Annotated in this window: 15 protein-coding genes, 1 tRNA gene and 2 riboswitches; of the genes, 8 read left to right on the top strand and 8 right to left on the bottom strand. The window is 43.8% G+C overall.

Annotated elements, in window-relative coordinates:
- Nucleotides 1-18: 18 nt before the first annotated feature.
- The 4 genes from gcvP to gcvT all read right to left on the bottom strand — a co-directional run bounded on the left by gcvP (nucleotide 19) and on the right by gcvT (nucleotide 5,688).
- The gene (gcvP, locus tag ACMFL8_RS05280) at nucleotides 19-2,916 is read right to left on the bottom strand and encodes an aminomethyl-transferring glycine dehydrogenase (protein ID WP_413190279.1); all 2,898 of its coding nucleotides are present in this window, start codon (nucleotides 2,914-2,916) and stop codon (nucleotides 19-21) included.
- Between the two features lie 62 nt (nucleotides 2,917-2,978).
- Nucleotides 2,979-3,737 (bottom strand): nitroreductase family protein, encoded by a 759-nt coding sequence (locus tag ACMFL8_RS05285; RefSeq protein ID WP_189584601.1) that lies wholly within the window; start codon nucleotides 3,735-3,737, stop codon nucleotides 2,979-2,981.
- A 328-nt stretch (nucleotides 3,738-4,065) separates the two neighbouring features.
- The gene (gcvH, locus tag ACMFL8_RS05290; protein ID WP_189584604.1) at nucleotides 4,066-4,446 is read right to left on the bottom strand and encodes a glycine cleavage system protein GcvH; all 381 of its coding nucleotides are present in this window, start codon (nucleotides 4,444-4,446) and stop codon (nucleotides 4,066-4,068) included.
- Nucleotides 4,447-4,515: 69 nt separating this feature from the next.
- Nucleotides 4,516-5,688 carry a glycine cleavage system aminomethyltransferase GcvT gene (gene gcvT / locus ACMFL8_RS05295; protein WP_413190280.1) on the bottom strand — a complete coding sequence of 391 codons (1,173 nt, stop codon included), beginning with the start codon at nucleotides 5,686-5,688 and terminating at the stop codon, nucleotides 4,516-4,518.
- Between the two features lie 168 nt (nucleotides 5,689-5,856).
- Nucleotides 5,857-6,020: riboswitch (glycine riboswitch) on the bottom strand.
- A gap of 54 nt (nucleotides 6,021-6,074) precedes the next feature.
- Nucleotides 6,075-6,246: riboswitch (glycine riboswitch) on the bottom strand.
- A gap of 237 nt (nucleotides 6,247-6,483) precedes the next feature.
- On the opposite strand from gcvT, the gene ACMFL8_RS05300 reads away from it, so the two are divergent.
- The 5 genes from ACMFL8_RS05300 (at nucleotide 6,484) to ACMFL8_RS05320 (ending at nucleotide 11,789) form a co-directional block, all read left to right on the top strand.
- Complete coding sequence (locus tag ACMFL8_RS05300; protein WP_010199666.1) at nucleotides 6,484-6,804, top strand: YcgL domain-containing protein; 321 nt, start codon at nucleotides 6,484-6,486, stop codon at nucleotides 6,802-6,804.
- 282 nt (nucleotides 6,805-7,086) lie between these two features.
- Nucleotides 7,087-7,731 carry a hypothetical protein gene (locus ACMFL8_RS05305; RefSeq protein WP_413190281.1) on the top strand — a complete coding sequence of 215 codons (645 nt, stop codon included), beginning with the start codon at nucleotides 7,087-7,089 and terminating at the stop codon, nucleotides 7,729-7,731.
- A 368-nt stretch (nucleotides 7,732-8,099) separates the two neighbouring features.
- Complete coding sequence (locus ACMFL8_RS05310) at nucleotides 8,100-8,963, top strand: AAA family ATPase (protein ID WP_413190282.1); 864 nt, start codon at nucleotides 8,100-8,102, stop codon at nucleotides 8,961-8,963.
- A 94-nt stretch (nucleotides 8,964-9,057) separates the two neighbouring features.
- Nucleotides 9,058-10,281 (top strand): vWA domain-containing protein, encoded by a 1,224-nt coding sequence (locus ACMFL8_RS05315; RefSeq protein ID WP_189584617.1) that lies wholly within the window; start codon nucleotides 9,058-9,060, stop codon nucleotides 10,279-10,281.
- 311 nt (nucleotides 10,282-10,592) lie between these two features.
- On the top strand, nucleotides 10,593-11,789 hold the full coding sequence (locus ACMFL8_RS05320; protein ID WP_413190283.1) for a globin domain-containing protein: 1,197 nt from the start codon (nucleotides 10,593-10,595) through the stop codon (nucleotides 11,787-11,789).
- A 198-nt stretch (nucleotides 11,790-11,987) separates the two neighbouring features.
- Here ACMFL8_RS05320 and ACMFL8_RS05325 read toward each other — a convergent pair whose 3' ends face one another.
- Together ACMFL8_RS05325 and ACMFL8_RS05330 are read right to left on the bottom strand one after the other, a co-directional pair.
- Nucleotides 11,988-12,809, bottom strand: coding sequence for a phosphodiester glycosidase family protein (locus ACMFL8_RS05325; protein WP_413190284.1), 822 nt, complete (start codon nucleotides 12,807-12,809; stop codon nucleotides 11,988-11,990).
- Between the two features lie 83 nt (nucleotides 12,810-12,892).
- The gene (locus ACMFL8_RS05330; protein ID WP_194620007.1) at nucleotides 12,893-14,695 is read right to left on the bottom strand and encodes an FMN-binding glutamate synthase family protein; all 1,803 of its coding nucleotides are present in this window, start codon (nucleotides 14,693-14,695) and stop codon (nucleotides 12,893-12,895) included.
- A 303-nt stretch (nucleotides 14,696-14,998) separates the two neighbouring features.
- On the opposite strand from ACMFL8_RS05330, the gene rluF reads away from it, so the two are divergent.
- Entirely contained in the window at nucleotides 14,999-16,003 is a 1,005-nt protein-coding gene (gene rluF / locus ACMFL8_RS05335; RefSeq protein ID WP_413190285.1) for a 23S rRNA pseudouridine(2604) synthase RluF, read from the top strand.
- A gap of 101 nt (nucleotides 16,004-16,104) precedes the next feature.
- Nucleotides 16,105-16,548, top strand: a complete 444-nt coding sequence (locus ACMFL8_RS05340) for an SRPBCC family protein (protein ID WP_189584631.1) — start codon at nucleotides 16,105-16,107, stop codon at nucleotides 16,546-16,548.
- 75 nt (nucleotides 16,549-16,623) lie between these two features.
- Here the strand turns inward: ACMFL8_RS05340 and ACMFL8_RS05345 are convergent, their stop codons facing one another.
- Nucleotides 16,624-16,935 carry a DUF1244 domain-containing protein gene (locus ACMFL8_RS05345; RefSeq protein WP_010199695.1) on the bottom strand — a complete coding sequence of 104 codons (312 nt, stop codon included), beginning with the start codon at nucleotides 16,933-16,935 and terminating at the stop codon, nucleotides 16,624-16,626.
- A 477-nt stretch (nucleotides 16,936-17,412) separates the two neighbouring features.
- On the opposite strand from ACMFL8_RS05345, the gene ACMFL8_RS05350 reads away from it, so the two are divergent.
- Nucleotides 17,413-18,465, top strand: coding sequence for a TRAP transporter substrate-binding protein (locus ACMFL8_RS05350; RefSeq protein ID WP_194619999.1), 1,053 nt, complete (start codon nucleotides 17,413-17,415; stop codon nucleotides 18,463-18,465).
- A 119-nt stretch (nucleotides 18,466-18,584) separates the two neighbouring features.
- Here the strand turns inward: ACMFL8_RS05350 and ACMFL8_RS05355 are convergent.
- Nucleotides 18,585-18,659, bottom strand: a tRNA-Gly gene (locus ACMFL8_RS05355).
- Between the last annotated feature and the right edge of the window lie 2 nt (nucleotides 18,660-18,661).

Genomic DNA, 18,661 nt, shown 5'->3' on the forward strand with positions numbered 1-18,661 from the left:
ATTTATCGAAGACTTCGATTACAGATAGTTTTCGATACTTGGGCACGAACACATCAGATTCTTATCACCATAAGCATCATCGATACGAGCAACGCTTGGCCAGAATTTATGAGCGCGTACATAAGGCAATGGGAATGCAGCAACATCACGGCTGTATGGATGCGTCCACTCGCTGTTGGTGATCATAGAAGCGGTGTGCGGTGCATTGACTAGTGGATTGTCTTCTAGCGTCCAATTGTCTTCGCCTGCTTTGGCTTTCATCGCTTCGGCTTTGATAGATTTTAGCGCACTGATAAAACGATCTAACTCTTCTTTTGACTCAGACTCAGTTGGCTCAATCATCAACGTACCTGAAACTGGGAAGCTCATGGTTGGTGAATGGAAACCATAATCCATTAAGCGCTTGGCAATATCGCTTTCGCTGATACCTGTTTCATCCTTTAATGGACGAATATCGATGATACATTCGTGCGCGACGCGGCCGTTTTTACCAGCGTATAAGACAGGATAATGACCTTTTAGCTCGGCTGCTACGTAGTTGGCATTTAACAGCGCCAGTTCAGTGGCTTTAAGCAAACCATCACGGCCCATCATGGCAATATACATCCACGAGATCGGCAAGATGCTGGCTGAGCCATAAGGCGCTGCCGATACAGCTGAACAGTCTTTTTGCGCATTATGCACAGGGCTTAAGGTATGGTTGGCCATAAATGGTGCTAAATGTGCCTTCATACCGATAGGACCCATGCCAGGACCGCCGCCGCCATGTGGGATACAGAAGGTTTTGTGCAAGTTCATATGTAGTACGTCTGCACCGACATCCGCAGGCTGCATCATGCCGACCTGCGCATTCATATTCGCGCCATCCATATAGACTTGGCCGCCATGCTTATGAATCAAATCACAAATGTGACGGATGCCTTCTTCGAACACGCCATGCGTCGACGGGTAGGTGATCATCAAGGCACCTAGGTGCTCGCTATGCTCTTCACATTTAGCGGTCAAATCTTCGATGTCGACGTTACCGTTTTCATCGGTTTTAACCACGACGACTTTCATACCCATCATCATGGCAGTCGCAGGGTTGGTACCATGCGCTGACATTGGAATGAGACAAACATCACGGTTGGTCTCGCCCAATGATTCATGATAGCGGCGAATCGCTAGCAGACCAGCATATTCACCTGAAGCACCAGAGTTTGGCTGCATTGATACATCGTCAAAACCAGTGATGGCTTTAAGTTGATCTTGCAGACTGTCAATCATCGCAATGTAGCCGGTGACTTGATCGCGCGGTGCAAAAGGATGCACATTGGCAAACTCAGGCCACGTAATTGGTATCATCTCACTGGTTGCATTGAGTTTCATGGTACAGCTACCCAATGAAATCATGCTACGGTTCATCGCTAAATCTTTGTCTTCAAGCGATTTTAAATAGCGCAGCATCTCATGCTCGGTATGATGCGAGTTAAATACTGGATGGGTTAAGATGTCGTCGGTACGCAAATGCGCGCTATCAAGTGACAGGCTAGCAGTCTCAGGCAAGTCATGCGATTTACTAACGAACAGCTGGGTTAATACGGTAAAGTCATGCTGGTCGCTGATTTCACTAAAAGCGACACCCAGTTTGTTATCATCTAGACGCCATAAGTTATAACCAACATTGTCTGCATTTGCAAAAATTTGCGTCGCCAGTTTTTCTGAACCGCAATCGACAACGACGGTATCAAAGAACTGATCATGTACTACACTTAGACTGCTATCGTTGGCTTCTGTAATGACATTAGCAAACGCTGTAGCAAAAGCATGGATACGAGTGGCAATACGTTTTACGCCACCTGGACCATGATAAACGGCATACATACCAGCGAGGTTAGCCAGCAATACTTGTGACGTACAGATGTTTGAGTTGGCTTTTTCGCGGCGGATATGCTGCTCACGAGTTTGTAATGCCATACGTAGGGCGGTATTACCTTGCGAATCTTTTGAGACACCAATGATACGACCAGGTGCTGAGCGCTTGGCTTTATCAGAGAATGCAAAGTAGGCGGCATGAGGACCACCAAAGCCCATTGGAATACCAAAGCGCTGGGTGCTACCCAAAGCGACATCTGCGCCCATATCCGCTGGTGATTTTAACAGCACCAAGCTCATGATGTCGCTGACGACGCTGACGTAAGTTTTGTTTTTCTTAACCGCAGCGATAACGTCAGTTAAGTCTTTGACATCGCCTTCAACACCGACGTATTGGAATAGCGCACCGAAATAATCACCAGATTTGGCGGTTTCAAAATCACCAACGACGATTTCCCAGCCAAAGTATTTTGCGCGAGTATTGATAACGTCTAACGTTTGTGGATAAACACGATCATCAACGAAAAACTGCGTTGATTTGCTTTTGCTCACACGCTTAGACATCGCCATGGCTTCAGCGGCTGCCGTTGCTTCGTCAAGTAACGATGCGCCAGCCATTTCTAGACCCGTTAAATCGATACAAACTTGCTGGAAGTTAAGCAAAGCTTCTAGACGACCTTGGGCGATTTCAGCTTGATAAGGCGTATAAGCCGTATACCAACCTGGATTTTCAAGGACATTACGCTGAATGACCGCAGGCATACGCACAGGCGAATAGCCTTGGCCGATATAGCTTTTATTAACGGTGATATTATCTGCCATGGCGCGCAATTTAGCCAACGCTGCATGCTCACTCATTGCCAATGGCAAATCTAAGTCTTTGTGCAAGCGTACGGGCTCAGGCACCGTATCATTGATAAAACTCGCCATGTCTTTATAACCAATTTTGCTGAGCAAATCAGCTTGTTTGGTCTCATTTGAGCCTAAATGACGATAGACAAATTCAGCTTCGTTGAATAAACCTTGAAAGGTATCAAACGTCGGGTTTTGAGAAATAGTCATGACAATCCTTGGTTAAGGGAGTAATAAAAGGGTTTATTTAAATAGAGTAATATGGTGATGCATTAAACGTAATGTACAAATTGCTTTTGATCAAAGCGGAACTGGCTGTTGTAAATGCCATTGTCGGCGCGTTCGCCAGCACCAATCATCATGATAATGTGCTGATCATTGCTTAAGCCTAACAAGCGCTTCATGGCAGGCTCGTCGAAACCGCCCATCGGACAGCTATCAAAGCCGTGCGCGCGTAGTGCTAGCATAAGATTTTCGGCAGCAAGTGCGGTATTGTTGGTCGCCCAGTTTTTGGTGTCTTCAAAGGTATAGTAAGGCGATTTAATAGGCCCTTTTACCCGTCTGACGACTTGAGTTGCGCTCCATTTAGCCGCTGATACGACGTTGGCAGGTCCACGTAAAAAGTCCATGGCAACGACTTTGGTATAATAGTCTTTAACTTTCTTCGGTACTGGCGTCTCAGGATACTCACGTAAGATCTGCTGGGCGTGGTCGTGCCAAATGTCAGTACGGGCGACAACTGCGATCAAGCGCGCTGCTGTTTTTGCTGCGTTTTGATTCATGCAGTTTTTGACGGTACGTTTGCGTTTATCAGCATTATCAATCACATAAAATTCCCACGGCTGTAGATTGCTTGAGTTCGGCGCTAGCATGGCCAAACGCAGACAATCTGCTAACACATCGTCAGGTATCGGCGTGTCAGTAAAACGACGGACTGAACGACGTGACTCGACCACCTCACGAAACGCTTGCAACTGCGGTGTGTGTTCGGGTGTGGCAATGTTGTCGTTGTTATCAGAGTTGGAAGTCATATTAGGATCCATGCTGGGGATTAAGTGATTAATTTGCTTATTACCGATGGCAGATTTTTATAGACCAAGTCAAATAGATAAGGCAAATACATTAACGAGCATATGAGGTAATAACATTGAGTAACGATCTTTCATGGCAGTATGCGTATTTAGCACAGTTGCTGAATATTTTGAAATGATAAGTGCGTCTAAAATAAAGCGTACAGATACCAGTTAGCACCAGTATCTGTCATGTTTTCACGTCATATGACTAGCGAATATAAGTGATTATCGAATATAAATGACTATCGAATATAAGCTAAATATTGATTACAAAAGAAAGCTTGGACTATAGATCGTTTTCGTACTCATCAGCCGTCATTAGTGCTTCGTAGTCAGCGATGTTGTCAGGCTTCATTCTAAAGAACCAACCTTCGCCATATGGGTCAGAGTTGATGATTTCTGGATCGTCTTCTAGCGCTTCATTAATCTCAACCACTTCACCTGAGATCGGGGCATAAACGTCAGAGGCGGCTTTTACTGACTCAACGACTGAGATTTCGTCATCAACGGCGATGATGTCACCCACGTCAGGCAGTTCAACAAACACCACGTCACCAAGCAAGTCTTGAGCATGGTCTGTGATACCGACAGTGATTGTACCGTCGTCTTCTAGACGTAGCCATTCGTGGCTGGCAATGTATTTTAGTTCTGCTGGGATATTACTCATGGTCTCTCTCCTAAGTGATAGAGGATGGTTAACAAAAAAAGTGAAAGCTAATAATAGAGTTTATAATGCCTATGAGTCAAACTGCTGCTTGCCATTACGGACAAACGGTAACTTGAGAACGCGTACATCAACGAACTTGCCTTTGCCGCGTAGATCAACTTGGACATTATCATCCTCTGATACGCTGGCAGGAACACGGGCAATCGCAATGGAGTTTTTTAGACTAGGGGAGAATGTACCACTGGTGATAATGCCAGTTTGCTCATTGTCTGAGCCTTGATTGATGGTGACCGTCATGCCTTCACGCAACACACCGCGCGTCGTCAATAGGAGACCCACTTGCTTCATGGCTGTATTGTCGTCTTTTGACTGCTGGCGTTTGCTAACCAACGCTGCACGACCAACGAAGTCGCGCTCATCTTTTAGCGCGAGCGTCCAGCCCATATTACATTCGTAAGGGCTAATGGTTTCGTCCATATCGTGACCATAGAGGTTCATGCCCGCTTCCATACGCAAGGTATCACGAGCGCCAAGACCTGCTGGTTTTACACCATTGGCTTTTAATAGCTCAAAGAACGCTGGTGCATCATCGCCATGCATGATCACTTCGACACCGTCTTCACCAGTGTAGCCAGTACGAGCGACGAACCAATCAGCGCCTTCGATATCAGTCAAGTCAGCACCGACGAAAGGTTTGAGTTCGGCTAACGTTTCTGCCCAGCTTGGTTTGGCTTGTGCCAGTTTTTCGACCGCATGTGGCCCTTGAACTGCCAGCATAGCAAGCTCTGGACGCTCAGTGATGGTGATGTCAAAACCTTCTGCGACTTTATTGAACTGCGCCATATCTTTATCGCGAGTGGCGGCGTTTGAGACGATACGATATTCGGTTTCATCTGCATTCATTAGATAGACGATCAAATCATCGATAACGCTGCCTTGCTCGTTTAGCATGCCAGAATACAGCGCTTTGCCAGCAGTCTTGAGTTTATTGACATCATTAGCGAGCAGTTTTTGTAACCATGCCTTAGTGTCAGCGCCTTTGATATCTGCGACAACCATATGTGAGACATCAAACATACCAGCGTCAGTACGTACCGCTTCGTGCTCTTCGATTTGTGAACCATAATGAATCGGCAATTCCCAACCAGAAAAATCCACTAACTTGCCTTCACTATCAACGTGAGACTGGTAAAGGGGCGTGCGTTTAGGAGCTGAGGTATTGGTGTTTTGAGAGTCGGTCATAACAAATCCTTATGTGTACATTAGTCATACTCGGTAGAGTAATGAGCGATGCGCAGTATCATAGTAGCGAGAAGCAACGTTGCAGGGTGCAAGCATTGCAACCAAGGGTAGCACAGAAAAAAAAGATAAAGCCGCCAGCCAAACAGACGCTGAACGTCAGTTTAAGCAAAAGCCCTATCTGTCCTGTAACCTGAGATTTTCAACACGAACCATCACTGTTAGTTTCTAAAGCATAAGCTTCAAAAAATCAAATCAAATCAAATGATGTCGCATTTTCTCCCCTTCGGTGGGTAAGACGTCGTCCGTCTTTACCGCTCTCCAGATTTGTTATGCCCTATGTTTGGATGTGCTACGCGATTGACGGTAGACAGCGAAACAGTCGTGACATGCGTTTTTCAGTCCTTTTACCTGAGCGATTGGCAGGGTGGATGCGCCTTCGGTGGTCGTGTAGCAATTATATACGTCGTATGACCAATGCGGTTTGATACGATATTTTTTATGTTATAACTATATATTATAGTATAACTATGCTCACAAACTCTCTCCTGAAAAACGCTTTTATTATGAAAGGTTCAGGGCGCTTTTACAAGTCATCAACACCATTAAAATCAATAATTTCGGCAAAAGTGCCTGTTTGTGAGGATAATCAGGCACATCCGCGATAAACCGAGTACCTTTATTGCTATTTTATCATCTGAGTTTTAGAGCGGTTGCTTATATCAAAACGTAAAGCAACTACTGAAATTTGGCTAAATTATGCTAACCTACGCCTATAGTTTCTGACAGGTGGTTTTTATGCATTGTGATATTTATAAATTTTCTAAACATGACGGCATGTATGTCTATATTGCCCGCCCTGATTATCCTGATGACACTGACGAGATTAAGGACTGGCTGGGTGTGCTACCAAAAGACTTCCGCGCAAGCTTAGGTCGCAGTAAATTTGTGATGCATCTGGATTTGGCAACCACGCCAACGCTTGCACGTGTCGATAAAGAAGAGGTGCTCGCAAAATTACAGTCGCAAGGGTATTTTGTACAAATGCCACCGCAAGACGTTATGCGCCGCCAAGCGGAATTACGTGCGCGCGAGGCACAAGACAACATTTACGATTGATACGTTTTTTTGAAAAGTTTTCTTGATAGCTATCTCTTTGATATGTTGAATGAAAGCTACTAAGAAAAAGTTTACGACACATTTGCGCTCATGCATTTTGATAGAAAGTCATGATAAACTAGCAGGCTATCAATGAGTGATGAATGGCAAGGTGAGTAGTTTTGTCTCCAAGGCTTCTTTCGATAATATATTCGATATTATGGTTCGTTGAAATAGCACACTGTCTATCATTAAGCGCAACAACGCGACGCACAATTTATAAACGCAGGTAACTACACACGCATGGACTGGTTAAAAGGTATTATAAACAGCTTACCGCTGGAAGCCATTAGCGATATTCTCGGTGAGATTGCTATTTGGTGGGGACAGCTGGTAAAAGACGTGCCACCCGCAGACTTACCAATGTATGCGTATCTTGGTGGTGTCGTTATTGTGTTGGTATTGTGGTTGTTGGTCGCTCGTATGCTGCCGCGACCGTTGGGTGGTATGAGTTGGATGATGTTGTTTGCTGTGTTATTGGCACCTGGCACTGCCCTTAGCGACCCAAGTGTGATTGCACCGGCCAGTATCTCTGTAGTCTATGCGATTATGATGAAAGACACAGCTGGCGCGATTACCAACATGTTACCGATATTGGTTGTCTTGGTATCAGGCTTGTTTATTGGCTTTGTTTGGCAGCTTATTCGTGGTGCGTTTGAGTCAAGTCTAGACAAAGCGCGCAGTCGTACCGCAGAAGATACGCAAGCGACAATGCAACTGACGACGGGCAGTTATTTGACAGAAAACGCGACTTTGATGGATCCGCCTACTGTCGCTGAGCAGTCTAATAAAACGCCTTTAGCGGCTAATGCTAAAGCAGATATTAGCTTAAAAAAAGACGGTGGCTTAGCTAAGCAACCCGATGCTGAAAAGCTTGATAAGCGGTAAAGTGATATCAGAAAAGTTATACCAGAAAAGCGATATCAAAATTTTGCTAGAGGCGACTGGGTCTTTGCTTTAGGCTTATGGTAAGTACGATCAAAGCCGCTATGAATAAGAGACACTGTTAATAGATAAAAGATATTATGAATAAAAAAAGACACCATGCGTGTCTTTTTTTATGAAAAAACGTTTTATGACTGCGATGATAAATAGTTAAAAGGCGCTCCCTATATATGTTGTTTATTAGCAATTGCGAACGCATGAGTATTTTGGCAATCAATCATGCTGTGCTAATCTAAATGATTATTTATTTGCCATCGATTGCTTTTAGGCTCTTGATAGCCTTAATCTATAACAATAACTGAGACTTGATTATGACCACGACTGATAAAACGAAGAAAAGCTTTACCGGTACGCAAAACTATATAGCCACTGACGATTTGCAGCTGGCGGTTAACGCAGCGATGACGTTACAAAAGCCGCTCCTGATTAAAGGTGAGCCGGGTACTGGTAAGACGTTATTGGCAGAAGAAGTGGCTGAGAGTTTGGGTATGCCGCTGATTACGTGGCATATCAAATCAACCACCAAGGCGGAGCAAGGTCTGTATGAATATGATGCGGTCTCGCGCTTACGTGATTCGCAGTTGGGTGATGATAAGGTGTATGAGATTGGCAACTATATCAAGCCCGGTAAGCTATGGGAGGCCTTTACCAGTAACGAGCGTAGTGTGCTATTGATTGATGAAATTGATAAAGCCGATATCGAGTTCCCAAATGACTTGCTACATGAGCTGGACAAAATGTCTTTTTATGTCTATGAGACAGGCGAGACCATTACCGCGGCACAGCGTCCAGTGGTTATCATCACCTCGAACAATGAAAAAGAGCTGCCCGATGCCTTTTTGCGTCGTTGTTTCTTCCATTATATCGACTTCCCAGAAGAAGAGACCATGCGTCAAATCATCGACGTACATTTCCCTGATATTCAAGAAAAGCTGGTCAATGATGCGCTCGATATTTTTTATAAGCTGCGTAATGTTCAAGGGCTTAAAAAGCCGCCATCAACGTCTGAGCTTGTCGATTGGTTAACTTTGCTACTGGCTGATGATATGGCACAAGCAGAGCTGGAAGAAAATTTACGCGGTGAAAAATCTATTCCGCCATTATATGGTGCGCTGCTTAAAAATGAAGCCGATGTGAGCTTGTTGCAACGCTTTGCTAATATGATGCGTCGTTAAGCAACAGACCACTTGTCATGATTAAAGCTCATGATTGAAGCTAATAAAACGGCTTCATTCGTCACCATATCAGCCAATAAGCGATGCGACTCTTATGTTTATCAAATTGTTCTATACCTTACGTACTTACGGTGTGCCAGTCAGTACGCGCGAGCTGCTTGATCTAAATGCTGCGCTAGATAAAGGGCTGATGATGCACCCGCATCCTGAAGATTCGGCATTGACTACCTTTGCCAGTCGCGAAGATATGTATCGGTTGATTCGATTGTGCATGGTCAAAGACGAGCGCCATTTTGATAAGTTTGATCGGGCAATGGCAGATTATTTCGAGGGTGTCGACAGTCTGGATATGGATGAGCTATTGTCTAAGCTCACAGACGTGCCCAAAGAGTGGCTCGATTTAAAGCTCGATCCAAAGAATCTGACCGAAGAGCAGCGCCGATTGCTGAAAAAATATGGCTCGTTAGAGGAACTGATGAAAGCCTTGGAAGAGCGTCTCAAGGAGCAAAAAGAGCGTCATCAGGGCGGTAGTAAGTGGGTTGGCACTGGCGGTACGTCACCATTTGGTGCCTATGGCGATCATCCAGAAGGGGTGCGTGTTGGCGGTGAGTCACGTAAGCGTAGCGCGGCTAAAGTCTGGGAGCAGCGTAAATATCGTAATCTCGATGACGACAGTCAGCTTGGCACCCGTCAAATTCAGATGGCGTTACGGAATTTGCGCCAGTTTGCTCGTACTGGTAGCGCGGATGAGCTAGACATTCATGAGACTATCAAACGCACCGCCAAAAAAGGCGTGCTCGATATCCATATGCAAGCGGAGCGTCGTAATCGTGTCAAAGTATTGATGCTGTTCGATGTTGGTGGCAGTATGGATATTCATGTCGAAGCTCTAGAAAAGCTATTTTCGGCGGCTAGAAATGAATTTAAAACTTTAGAGTTTTTTTACTTTCATAACTGTCTGTATGACTATGTCTGGAAGGACAATGATCGTCGCCACAGTGCGCCGATGCCAACGTATGAGCTGCTCAATAAATACGGTCGCGAGTATCGCGTTATCTTCGTCGGTGATGCCTCAATGTCGCCATATGAGCTGATGACAGTAGGCGGTAGCGTAGAGTATATGAACAATGAGGCGGGTATTGTTTGGCTCAAGCGGGTACTTGATCATTTTGATAAAGTAGCTTGGCTGAATCCTGAAGCGCCTTCTTACTGGCAATATACCCAAACCATCGTTGAGATCAAAAAATTAGTGGATCATAAGATGTATCCGATGACGTTACATGGCGTAGAAGAGATGACCAATTATTTAGCGCGGTGATTTTGGCGTTTTCACCAACTTGTAAAACCTGTTGATTCCCATATTTTTTTGATAAAAGCAGCCGTTATGACAGCATAACGGCTGCTTTTTTGGCTAATAAATCAGCTTTATAGCAATGCGGCATTGGTATACTCAGTAAAATATGATAAGATTCATTTAAAATGAATGTTATATATAGGTTGACGGCTTTCACAAAGCTTGACGACAGAATTTTAAATTTTGTTGGCGCCACTTATTTAAGTTCTTTATTTTAAAATCTCTATCTTCCATTTTTAAACTGATCAATACCATCATTTATTAAGAGAAATAACATGGCCTCACCAAAAACGTTAGAAATCGTCACCGCAACTGTTCCCGTCCTTGAAGAGCATGGAACGGCAATTACCACGGTGTTCTATAAAAACATGTTTAAAGAGCATCCCGAGCTGTTGGACATATTTAACGAAACCAATCAAAAATTGGGCCGTCAACAGACGGCTCTGGCGACGACCGTATTAGCCGCTGCTAAGCACTTGGATAAATTGGCGACGTTATTGCCACAAGTCACGCAAATCAGCCACAAGCATCGTGCTTTACAAATTTTGCCCGAGCATTATCCCATCGTTGGTAAGCACTTAATCGGTGCAATCAAGGAAGTGCTAGGCGAGGCTGCCAATGATGATATCATTACGGCTTGGACGGAAGCTTATGATGAGATTGCTTCAGTATTTATTCAGATTGAACATGGCATGTATGAAGAGGCGATGTGGCAGGATTTTGCGCCTTTTACAGTGACTAAAAAGATAGCAGCCGCTACGGATATTGCTGCTTTTACAGTTGTGCCAGTCAATGATAACGCCGACAGCAATCAAGATATTGACCTGAGCAAATTGACTTTAACCGCGGGTCAGTACATCACGGTGAAAACAGACCCAAAAGACAGTGACCATGTTGCCCTGCGTCATTACTCTTTGTATTCCGCTAGTACCGATGCAGGCATTCAGTTTGCAGTCAGACGTGACAACCGCAATGAGCATCATGGTTTGGTCTCTAACTATATGCACGACCAATTAGAAGTGGGTGACACGGTTCTATTATCGGCACCAGCGGGCGACTTTGCACTCAATCAAGATTTGGTACAGCAAAATGAGATTCCGCTGGTATTGATGAGTGCGGGTGTTGGTGTAACCCCTGTGCTATCTATGTTAGAAGCACAAGTATTAGCCAATCCAAAACGTCCTATTATCTGGGTTTATGCTTGCCAAAGTGAAGCGCATCATGCTTTTAATACCGAAGTAAATAAGCTATTAAAAAAGGCTGAGACTGTAGAAAAGCATGTCTTCTATTTTGAGTCGGGACAATTATTAGATGAGGCATGGCTTGCTATATTGCCTGAGCCTGCTGATATTTATGTCTGTGGCTCGATGCCATTTATGGAAAGTATGATTGATGGGCTAGTGACGTTAGATCACGGTGTCGATAGTGTCCATTACGAACCGTTTGGTCCCAAGATGAGTCTGGGCGGCTAGTTTTTAGCTATTGACTGTTGCTAGTAATAAAAAAAGCACTTGGATGACAAAGTCGTCTCAAGTGCTTTTTATGCGACATACTATAGTCGATACTAAATAAAATGCATACAGGACACCATGCTGTATCTCTTTTATATTGACATAACTATATGAGGGCAGGCAGTTGATTAGATATTAACTTTGAAATATAAAGGCATATTAGTTTTTGTTTTCAACCAACGCTATCATCACACCCATCTCTTTTTTATCGTGCTTATCAATGCTGGGCGCATATAACGCTGACGCAATCCCACCATCTAAAAAGAGCGCGTTTGGACAGCTTAAGTCATCCTTAAACAACGATGCAAATTGATAAAACGTGACTGGTTCATCGCTATTAACAAACTGTAGGCTGCCGTCATCACAAACCCCTGCGCCATTACGAATCTTGAGTGAGGTGCTATCAGGATTAAATTGCGGGTGTATCTCGTTATTGATGACCAGCATAGGACCTGATTGAGTGGCATACCTAGGTTCTGCCTCATCATTTTTAAGCTGCTCATTTAAAGCATTGCTTTCAGTGATTTGTACTTTACCAGCTTTATCCCACCACAGCACACCATTGGGCAGTAAATGAAAATTGCCGCCACCTTCTTTGGTATTTAACGCACGAATCTCTTTACCGTCGATGACAGTATAGCCAATCGGTGCATAATTTTCGTTATACATGCCCGCATTCATGGCAAAGGTGAGTGTTTGGTTGGCTGGTAAAGTCGCTAATAAATTGTCAAAGGTCAGTAGCGGCTGACTGCTATCGGAGGGCTGCCAAAACAGCTGTAGAGAAGAGTGTTCGCTATTTAATGCATCAGCATCGACACGACAGACGCTGTAAGTAAACGGTGAATTTTGCGTCTGGCACGACCAAATTCCTGTATTACTTTCAGAATCTTGTTTGGTGATGGGTTGGCAAGCACTGACGCTTAACGTAATAAGCGCTGCTGTCAGTAGAGTGTGTGGTAAGGTGAAAACGGAACTTGGCATCAATCATCTGTCTTTTTGATAAAGAGTAAAATAGAAACGCTCACGGATAGTGAAATACTCATCACTATTTTTCAATACTATTTTCAGTCATTGCTAGGTGGAAATTCGCGAAAAGTATTGTTGACGTTGCCGATTAACTGCCCACCGCCACTGATACTCGCAAAGTTCCCAAGACTCTGTTCCGCTGATGTGATGGTTTCTCTACCTTTATCTCGTGAGTCTTTATTATAAGCAATGAGGGCATCATCATTGGCTAAGAAGCTATCAGGGTTCGCCATTACCCACATCTGATTGAACACGTCCGCGCGGGCGCTACTATTAAGCAGAGCACCTCTATCAGTGAAATAAAAGAATTTCGATAATAGCTTTATCTGCCCGTCATCGAGGCGTCGAGCGATATGATAAGGTTGCAATTGGCTTGGGTGTTGCAAGCCAACTGCACCCACGATACTGGCAAGCGATTTTAGGGTGTTTTTATGGAAACTTGCAACACGCTCAGCTTTGCTCGGCACATCCAACGCCTTTTGACGATACGGGTCTTGGGTGGCAACGCCAGTCGGGCAAGTGTTGGTATGACACGAGCGTGATTGAATACAGCCCACGGCAAACATAAAACCGCGTGCTGAATTACACCAGTCTGCGCCCAACGCAATCATACGGGCAATATCGAAGCCAGAGACGATTTTACCGCTCACGCCAAGTTTGATTTTATCGCGGATGCCTGCACCGACCAAGGTATTGTGTACCAATAAAAACCCTTCGACCATTGGCATACCAACATTGTCCATAAACTCGACAGGGGCGGCACCCGTACCACCTTCTGCGCCATCGATAACGATAAAATCAGGATAATTGTCCGTCTCTATCATGGCTTTGACGATGGCCATAAACTGCCAAGGTTGGCCAATACATAGCTTAAAGCCAACCGGCTTGCCACCAGACAATTCACGCAGCTGCTGCCAAAATGCGACTAATTCACGCGGCGTGCTAAATGCCGTATGCGAAGAGGGTGAAACGCAGTCTTGCCCCATCGGCACTTGACGTGTATCAGCGATTTCTTGAGTGATTTTGCTGGATGGTAAGACGCCACCTTTACCAGGCTTTGCGCCTTGAGATAGCTTAATCTCAATCATTTTCACTTGTGGATCAACGGCTTTTTCGGCAAAGGATTGCGGACTAAAATCACCGTTTTCATCGCGGCAACCAAAGTAACCCGTACCTAGCTCCCAAATCAAATCACCACCGAACTTGCGATGATAAGGACTGATGGCACCTTCACCCGTGTCATGGGTAAAACCGCCTATTTTTGCGCCTTGATTGAGCGCCATGATAGCGTTTGCTGATAGACTGCCGAAACTCATCGCCGAGATATTAAATACCGACATATCATGCGGCTGCTGACAACGCTCACCGCCCACCATAATGCGAAAGTCTTGGTTTTCTAAAGGCTGGCTGATGGCGGATTGCAAAAACCATTCTTTACCATGGGTGTAGAGATTGTCTAGTGTGCCAAAAGCATTGGTATCACTAACGTTCTTGGCACGTTGATAAACCAAGGCGCGCTGCTGGCGTGAAAACGGTACTTGCTCTTTATCGTTTTCTAACAAATACTGACGAATCTCAGGACGGAAGTCTTCAAGTACGTAGCGGATATGCCCAGCCACTGGATAGTTTCTCAAGATGGCATGCTTTGACTGTATAACGTCATAAATCCCCAAACATACCCCAAACCCGCCAAGAATAATCAGCCACCAATTCATCAATAATAGCCCTGCTAAAAACAGCAAGACAGCAGCGGCAAAAGTGCTGTAACGTAACAGCACACCGACTAAATAAGGCGAGTTGGTTTTGGGTTCAGGGTTTAGATTGGTACGAGATTGGGGCATAGCGAGGCTCAATAGTAATGGTTAAATATAGTATAGATAAGATGCTCAAATTTATCGTGTATATCATACGCCAATAATATCATGGCTTAATGATTATTGAGTAACGGTGTGCTAACGTTGGCTGTATTGAGTCAACCGCTTCGATTTATACGATTCTGGATATGTTTATAGGTTCTTACCCATCTCTCCTCAAAGGGACATTGAATTTCCTATATAATGTGAGCTATTTCGTTGTTGACGATCCATTCAATTTAGGCTTTTTTCTTAGTAAAAAAGGCTTCTTATCAGGTAAAACGGTGCTTTATGTTTAACGCTTCCTCGACTCGTTTAAATAAATACATCAGCGAAAGCGGCATTTGCTCTAGGCGCGACGCTGACCGCTTTATTGAGCAAGGTAATGTGTACGTCAATGGCAAGCGTGCTCAAGTAGGCGCGCAAGTGGTTGCTGGAGATGCGGTGAAAGTTAACGGGCAGCTCATCGAGCCACGAGAGGCAGATGATTTTGTGTTTATTGTCTTAAATAAGCCAGTGGGCATTGTGAGCACCACAGAAAGCTCTGAGAAAAATAACATTGTCGACTTTGTGAGACACAGTTTACGTATTTTCCCGATTGGACGTTTGGATAAAGATTCCCAAGGGTTAATATTTTTGACCAATAATGGTGATCTGGTTAATAAAGTGTTGCGTGCTGGTAATAACCATGAAAAAGAGTATCTGGTCACGGTCAATAAGCCGTTAACCGATAGTGTTATCGAGGGTTTGGCCGGTGGTGTGCCGATGCTTGGCAAAATGACGAAAAAATGCCCAGTAACTAAAGTAGCGCCCAACGTATTCAACATCACGTTAGTTCAAGGTCTAAACCGTCAAATTCGCCGTATGTGTGAGCATTTTGGCTATGAAGTCGTGAAGCTTGAGCGTACGCGGATTATGAATGTCAGTCTTAAGGGTACGCCCGTTGGAGACTGGCGAGACTTAACCCCAAAAGAGTTGTCTGTTTTACTTAAATCTGTAGAAGACTCTTCTTCGCAAGACAGTAAACCGGCTAAGAAATCTCGTAATGCACCACGAAAAAACCCTCGTGCCGATGACTCGTCAAAAGCAAAGTCGTCTTCAAAACCAGCGGGTGCGGCAAAGGGAAATAAAAAATACTCCAAGGATGATGCTAGAAAACCAGCGGGTTCTAAAGGTAGGGATGGGCGTCCTGCTGGTCGTGGTAAGCCGTCAGGGGGTAATGGTAAGTCTGGAGGCAATGGCAAACCTGCGACAAATGGCAGGCGTCCTTCAAAAGGCCGAGGGTCTAAGCGGTAGTAGTTTCGCGATCATAAGTTTTTGACGTGCGACTGCTTTATTCATGTTTTAAATGTCAGTAAGCTAAATAATTTCAACTTTGATCTTAACGGGATAATATTATGTTTAAAATAAAAGTAGAACGCATTGTCAAAAAACCGATTGATGAGGTGTTTGAAGCACTGAGTGACCATGCCAGTTATGGCTCATTTAAAGCTGTGGGGGTTGCTAAGCTAGTGGCTGAAGGTGACGAGGAGCGCAATGGCGTTGGGGCTTTACGTAGCATTCAAACGGGACCTGTTAAGTTTTGGGAGCGAATTACGGCGTTTGAGCGTCCTACTCATATGCAATACCAAATCGAAAAAGCCAAACCGATAAAAATGCAACACGATAAAGGCGCCATTGATTTAAAAGACTTGGGCGATGGCACCACACACGTGACTTGGGTATCTGAGGGTCGATTGATTGTACCATTGCCATTAATCGGTCGCTTATTTGACCATCAAATGCAGAAACAAGGAACCATAGGGTTTAGTAGCATACTCAAATCTATAGAAAGCCGCTAATCTAGCGGCAGTATTGGCTTTTTTGATATAACTATTTAGTGGTGGCTTACTTTATTTGAGCCATCACTGTTAGTTTTAATCCGATTTTTTCTTAGCAGCTTCAATCTCGTTAAAACGCGCTAACTGCTCTGGCGTTGCTTTCTGTTGATACTTCTCTTTCCACTCAGCATAAGGCATACCATAAACAAGCTCGCGCGCATCCTCGTATTCGATTTCAATACCACGCTCTTCACCAGCCGCTTTATACCATTTGGATAAGCAGTTACGGCAAAAATCGGCAAGGTTCATCAGTTCGATATTTTGTACATCTTTACGCTCGTCTAAATGAGCTAGTAAGCGACGAAATGCCGCTGCTTCTAATTCGATGTTTGATTCTAATTTTGCCATAAAATTTTTCCTAATTGTAATTGAGTCATCTCAAAACTGAAATGATACTAACGATATAAATATTGCGCAACCTATGTCGTTCTATATTAAAAAAGTCTATCAGTAAACTTGGCAAACTTATTATAGTAAGGTTTATCCACTTAAAGCCTTTTAATCATGATATTAAATCACGCTTCATTCCTATCTGCTCTTTGGTCAATCGTGAGCTAAGTTTCTTCTTTGAATTCATGAATATTTTTTTACCAGTCACGCATCATAATGTCATGTATCCATTTTACGTAGTATCAGCTATATCATCACTTCTAGAGAATCGTCGTTAAATGATTTGACTGTTATCATTTTAGCTGTTAATTTTAAGTAGCGTTTTGAATGTTAAGCAGTTTTAATTTAAAGTGCTTATGTCTTTTAAGGCAGATTAATTAAGTCTTAATATCAATCAAATGTCAAAAAAATAATCGCTATCAAAAGGAATTGATAATGAAATTAGCACCTTTTTTTTCGATAGGTGCACTAGCAGCTATTAGCCTTTTTGGTTGTTCTGGCCAATCTGATAACAGTAGCGAAGTTGCCTCAAATCAAGAAGTTACCGTTCTACGTTTCTCCCATTTTTATCCCGCCACTGCTGATGTTAATAAAGAAATCTTTGAGCCATGGGCCAAAAAAATTGGAGAAGATTCTAATGGTCGTCTTAAGGTTGAGGTATATCCATCGGCAACACTCAGTAAAGCAGATACCGCTTATGAATCCACAGTAAAGGGAACGATTGACATCGGTTCTCAAGTACAGGGTTATACTAGTGGCCGCTTTCCACTGACCCAGATTGCAGAGCTTCCCGGTTTGTCTAATTCATCAACACAGACAGGTTGTATGCTGCAAACCCTTTATGAAAATGGCACTATATCTAGCGAATATGAAGATTCACATCTCCTTTTTATGTTCGCTACCGGCCCTGGTACATTACATAGTGCTGATAAGCTTATTCGAACTCCCGAAGATATGAAAGGGATGCGTATTCGCAGGCCATCTGCTGTAGCAGGTGATATTATTGAAAGTATGGGTGCCTCTCCTGTGGGTTTACCTGCCAATGATATATATACGTCTCTACAGCGCGGTGTGGTTGATGGATTAAGCTTTCCATGGGAGGCGATCACAACTTTCAAGCTTGATGAGTTAACCAAATATCATACCAATATCCCATTTTATAGTTCTGCTCTGATGATGACTATGAATAAAGATAAATATGAAAGTTTGCCTGATGATTTAAAAAAGGTCATTGATGATAACTCAGGTATGGCTCTTACTAAGAAAGTTGGTGAGATGTGGGATAGAACTGATTTATTAGGTTTGCAAGCTGCTAAAGATAGAGGTGATGAGATCATTGATATTCCAGATCCACTTAATGATCCAGATTGGAAAGGACCTCTGCTAAAAGGAACACAGAAATACTTAGACGATGTAAGCGCATTAGGACTCGATGCTGAAAGTGTCTATGAAAAAGCAAAAGCTGCTAGTGTGGCCTGTAAGGTCTAATTTATTAGAAATTTCTAAGGCGTGTCATCAAATCTCCTATAAAGCCCAAAAATTGGACAAAAAAAAGCCTCACTTCCTATTTAAGGAGTGAGGCTTTTAGTGCTTTTTCAAGCCATATTTGGAGCGGGAAAAGAGATTCGAACTCTCGACCCCAACCTTGGCAAGGTTATGCTCTACCACTGAGCTATTCCCGCTA

Source organism: Psychrobacter sp. AT9, assembly GCF_047272965.1.
Classification (GTDB): domain Bacteria; phylum Pseudomonadota; class Gammaproteobacteria; order Pseudomonadales; family Moraxellaceae; genus Psychrobacter; species Psychrobacter glaciei.

Excerpts from the sequence above, each read along its gene's own strand:
- gcvH (WP_189584604.1), bottom strand. The coding sequence starts at position 4,446 with ATGAGTAATATCCCAGCAGAACTAAAATACATTGCCAGCCACGAATGG.
- ACMFL8_RS05310 (WP_413190282.1), top strand. The coding sequence starts at position 8,100 with ATGACCACGACTGATAAAACGAAGAAAAGCTTTACCGGTACGCAAAAC.
- gcvP (WP_413190279.1), bottom strand. The coding sequence starts at position 2,916 with ATGACTATTTCTCAAAACCCGACGTTTGATACCTTTCAAGGTTTATTC.
- ACMFL8_RS05315 (WP_189584617.1), top strand. The coding sequence starts at position 9,058 with ATGTTTATCAAATTGTTCTATACCTTACGTACTTACGGTGTGCCAGTC.
- ACMFL8_RS05345 (WP_010199695.1), bottom strand. The coding sequence starts at position 16,935 with ATGGCAAAATTAGAATCAAACATCGAATTAGAAGCAGCGGCATTTCGT.
- gcvT (WP_413190280.1), bottom strand. The coding sequence starts at position 5,688 with ATGACCGACTCTCAAAACACCAATACCTCAGCTCCTAAACGCACGCCC.
- ACMFL8_RS05305 (WP_413190281.1), top strand. The coding sequence starts at position 7,087 with ATGGACTGGTTAAAAGGTATTATAAACAGCTTACCGCTGGAAGCCATT.
- ACMFL8_RS05340 (WP_189584631.1), top strand. The coding sequence starts at position 16,105 with ATGTTTAAAATAAAAGTAGAACGCATTGTCAAAAAACCGATTGATGAG.
- ACMFL8_RS05330 (WP_194620007.1), bottom strand. The coding sequence starts at position 14,695 with ATGCCCCAATCTCGTACCAATCTAAACCCTGAACCCAAAACCAACTCG.
- ACMFL8_RS05300 (WP_010199666.1), top strand. The coding sequence starts at position 6,484 with ATGCATTGTGATATTTATAAATTTTCTAAACATGACGGCATGTATGTC.
- ACMFL8_RS05320 (WP_413190283.1), top strand. The coding sequence starts at position 10,593 with ATGGCCTCACCAAAAACGTTAGAAATCGTCACCGCAACTGTTCCCGTC.
- ACMFL8_RS05325 (WP_413190284.1), bottom strand. The coding sequence starts at position 12,809 with ATGCCAAGTTCCGTTTTCACCTTACCACACACTCTACTGACAGCAGCG.
- ACMFL8_RS05285 (WP_189584601.1), bottom strand. The coding sequence starts at position 3,737 with ATGACTTCCAACTCTGATAACAACGACAACATTGCCACACCCGAACAC.
- rluF (WP_413190285.1), top strand. The coding sequence starts at position 14,999 with ATGTTTAACGCTTCCTCGACTCGTTTAAATAAATACATCAGCGAAAGC.
- ACMFL8_RS05350 (WP_194619999.1), top strand. The coding sequence starts at position 17,413 with ATGAAATTAGCACCTTTTTTTTCGATAGGTGCACTAGCAGCTATTAGC.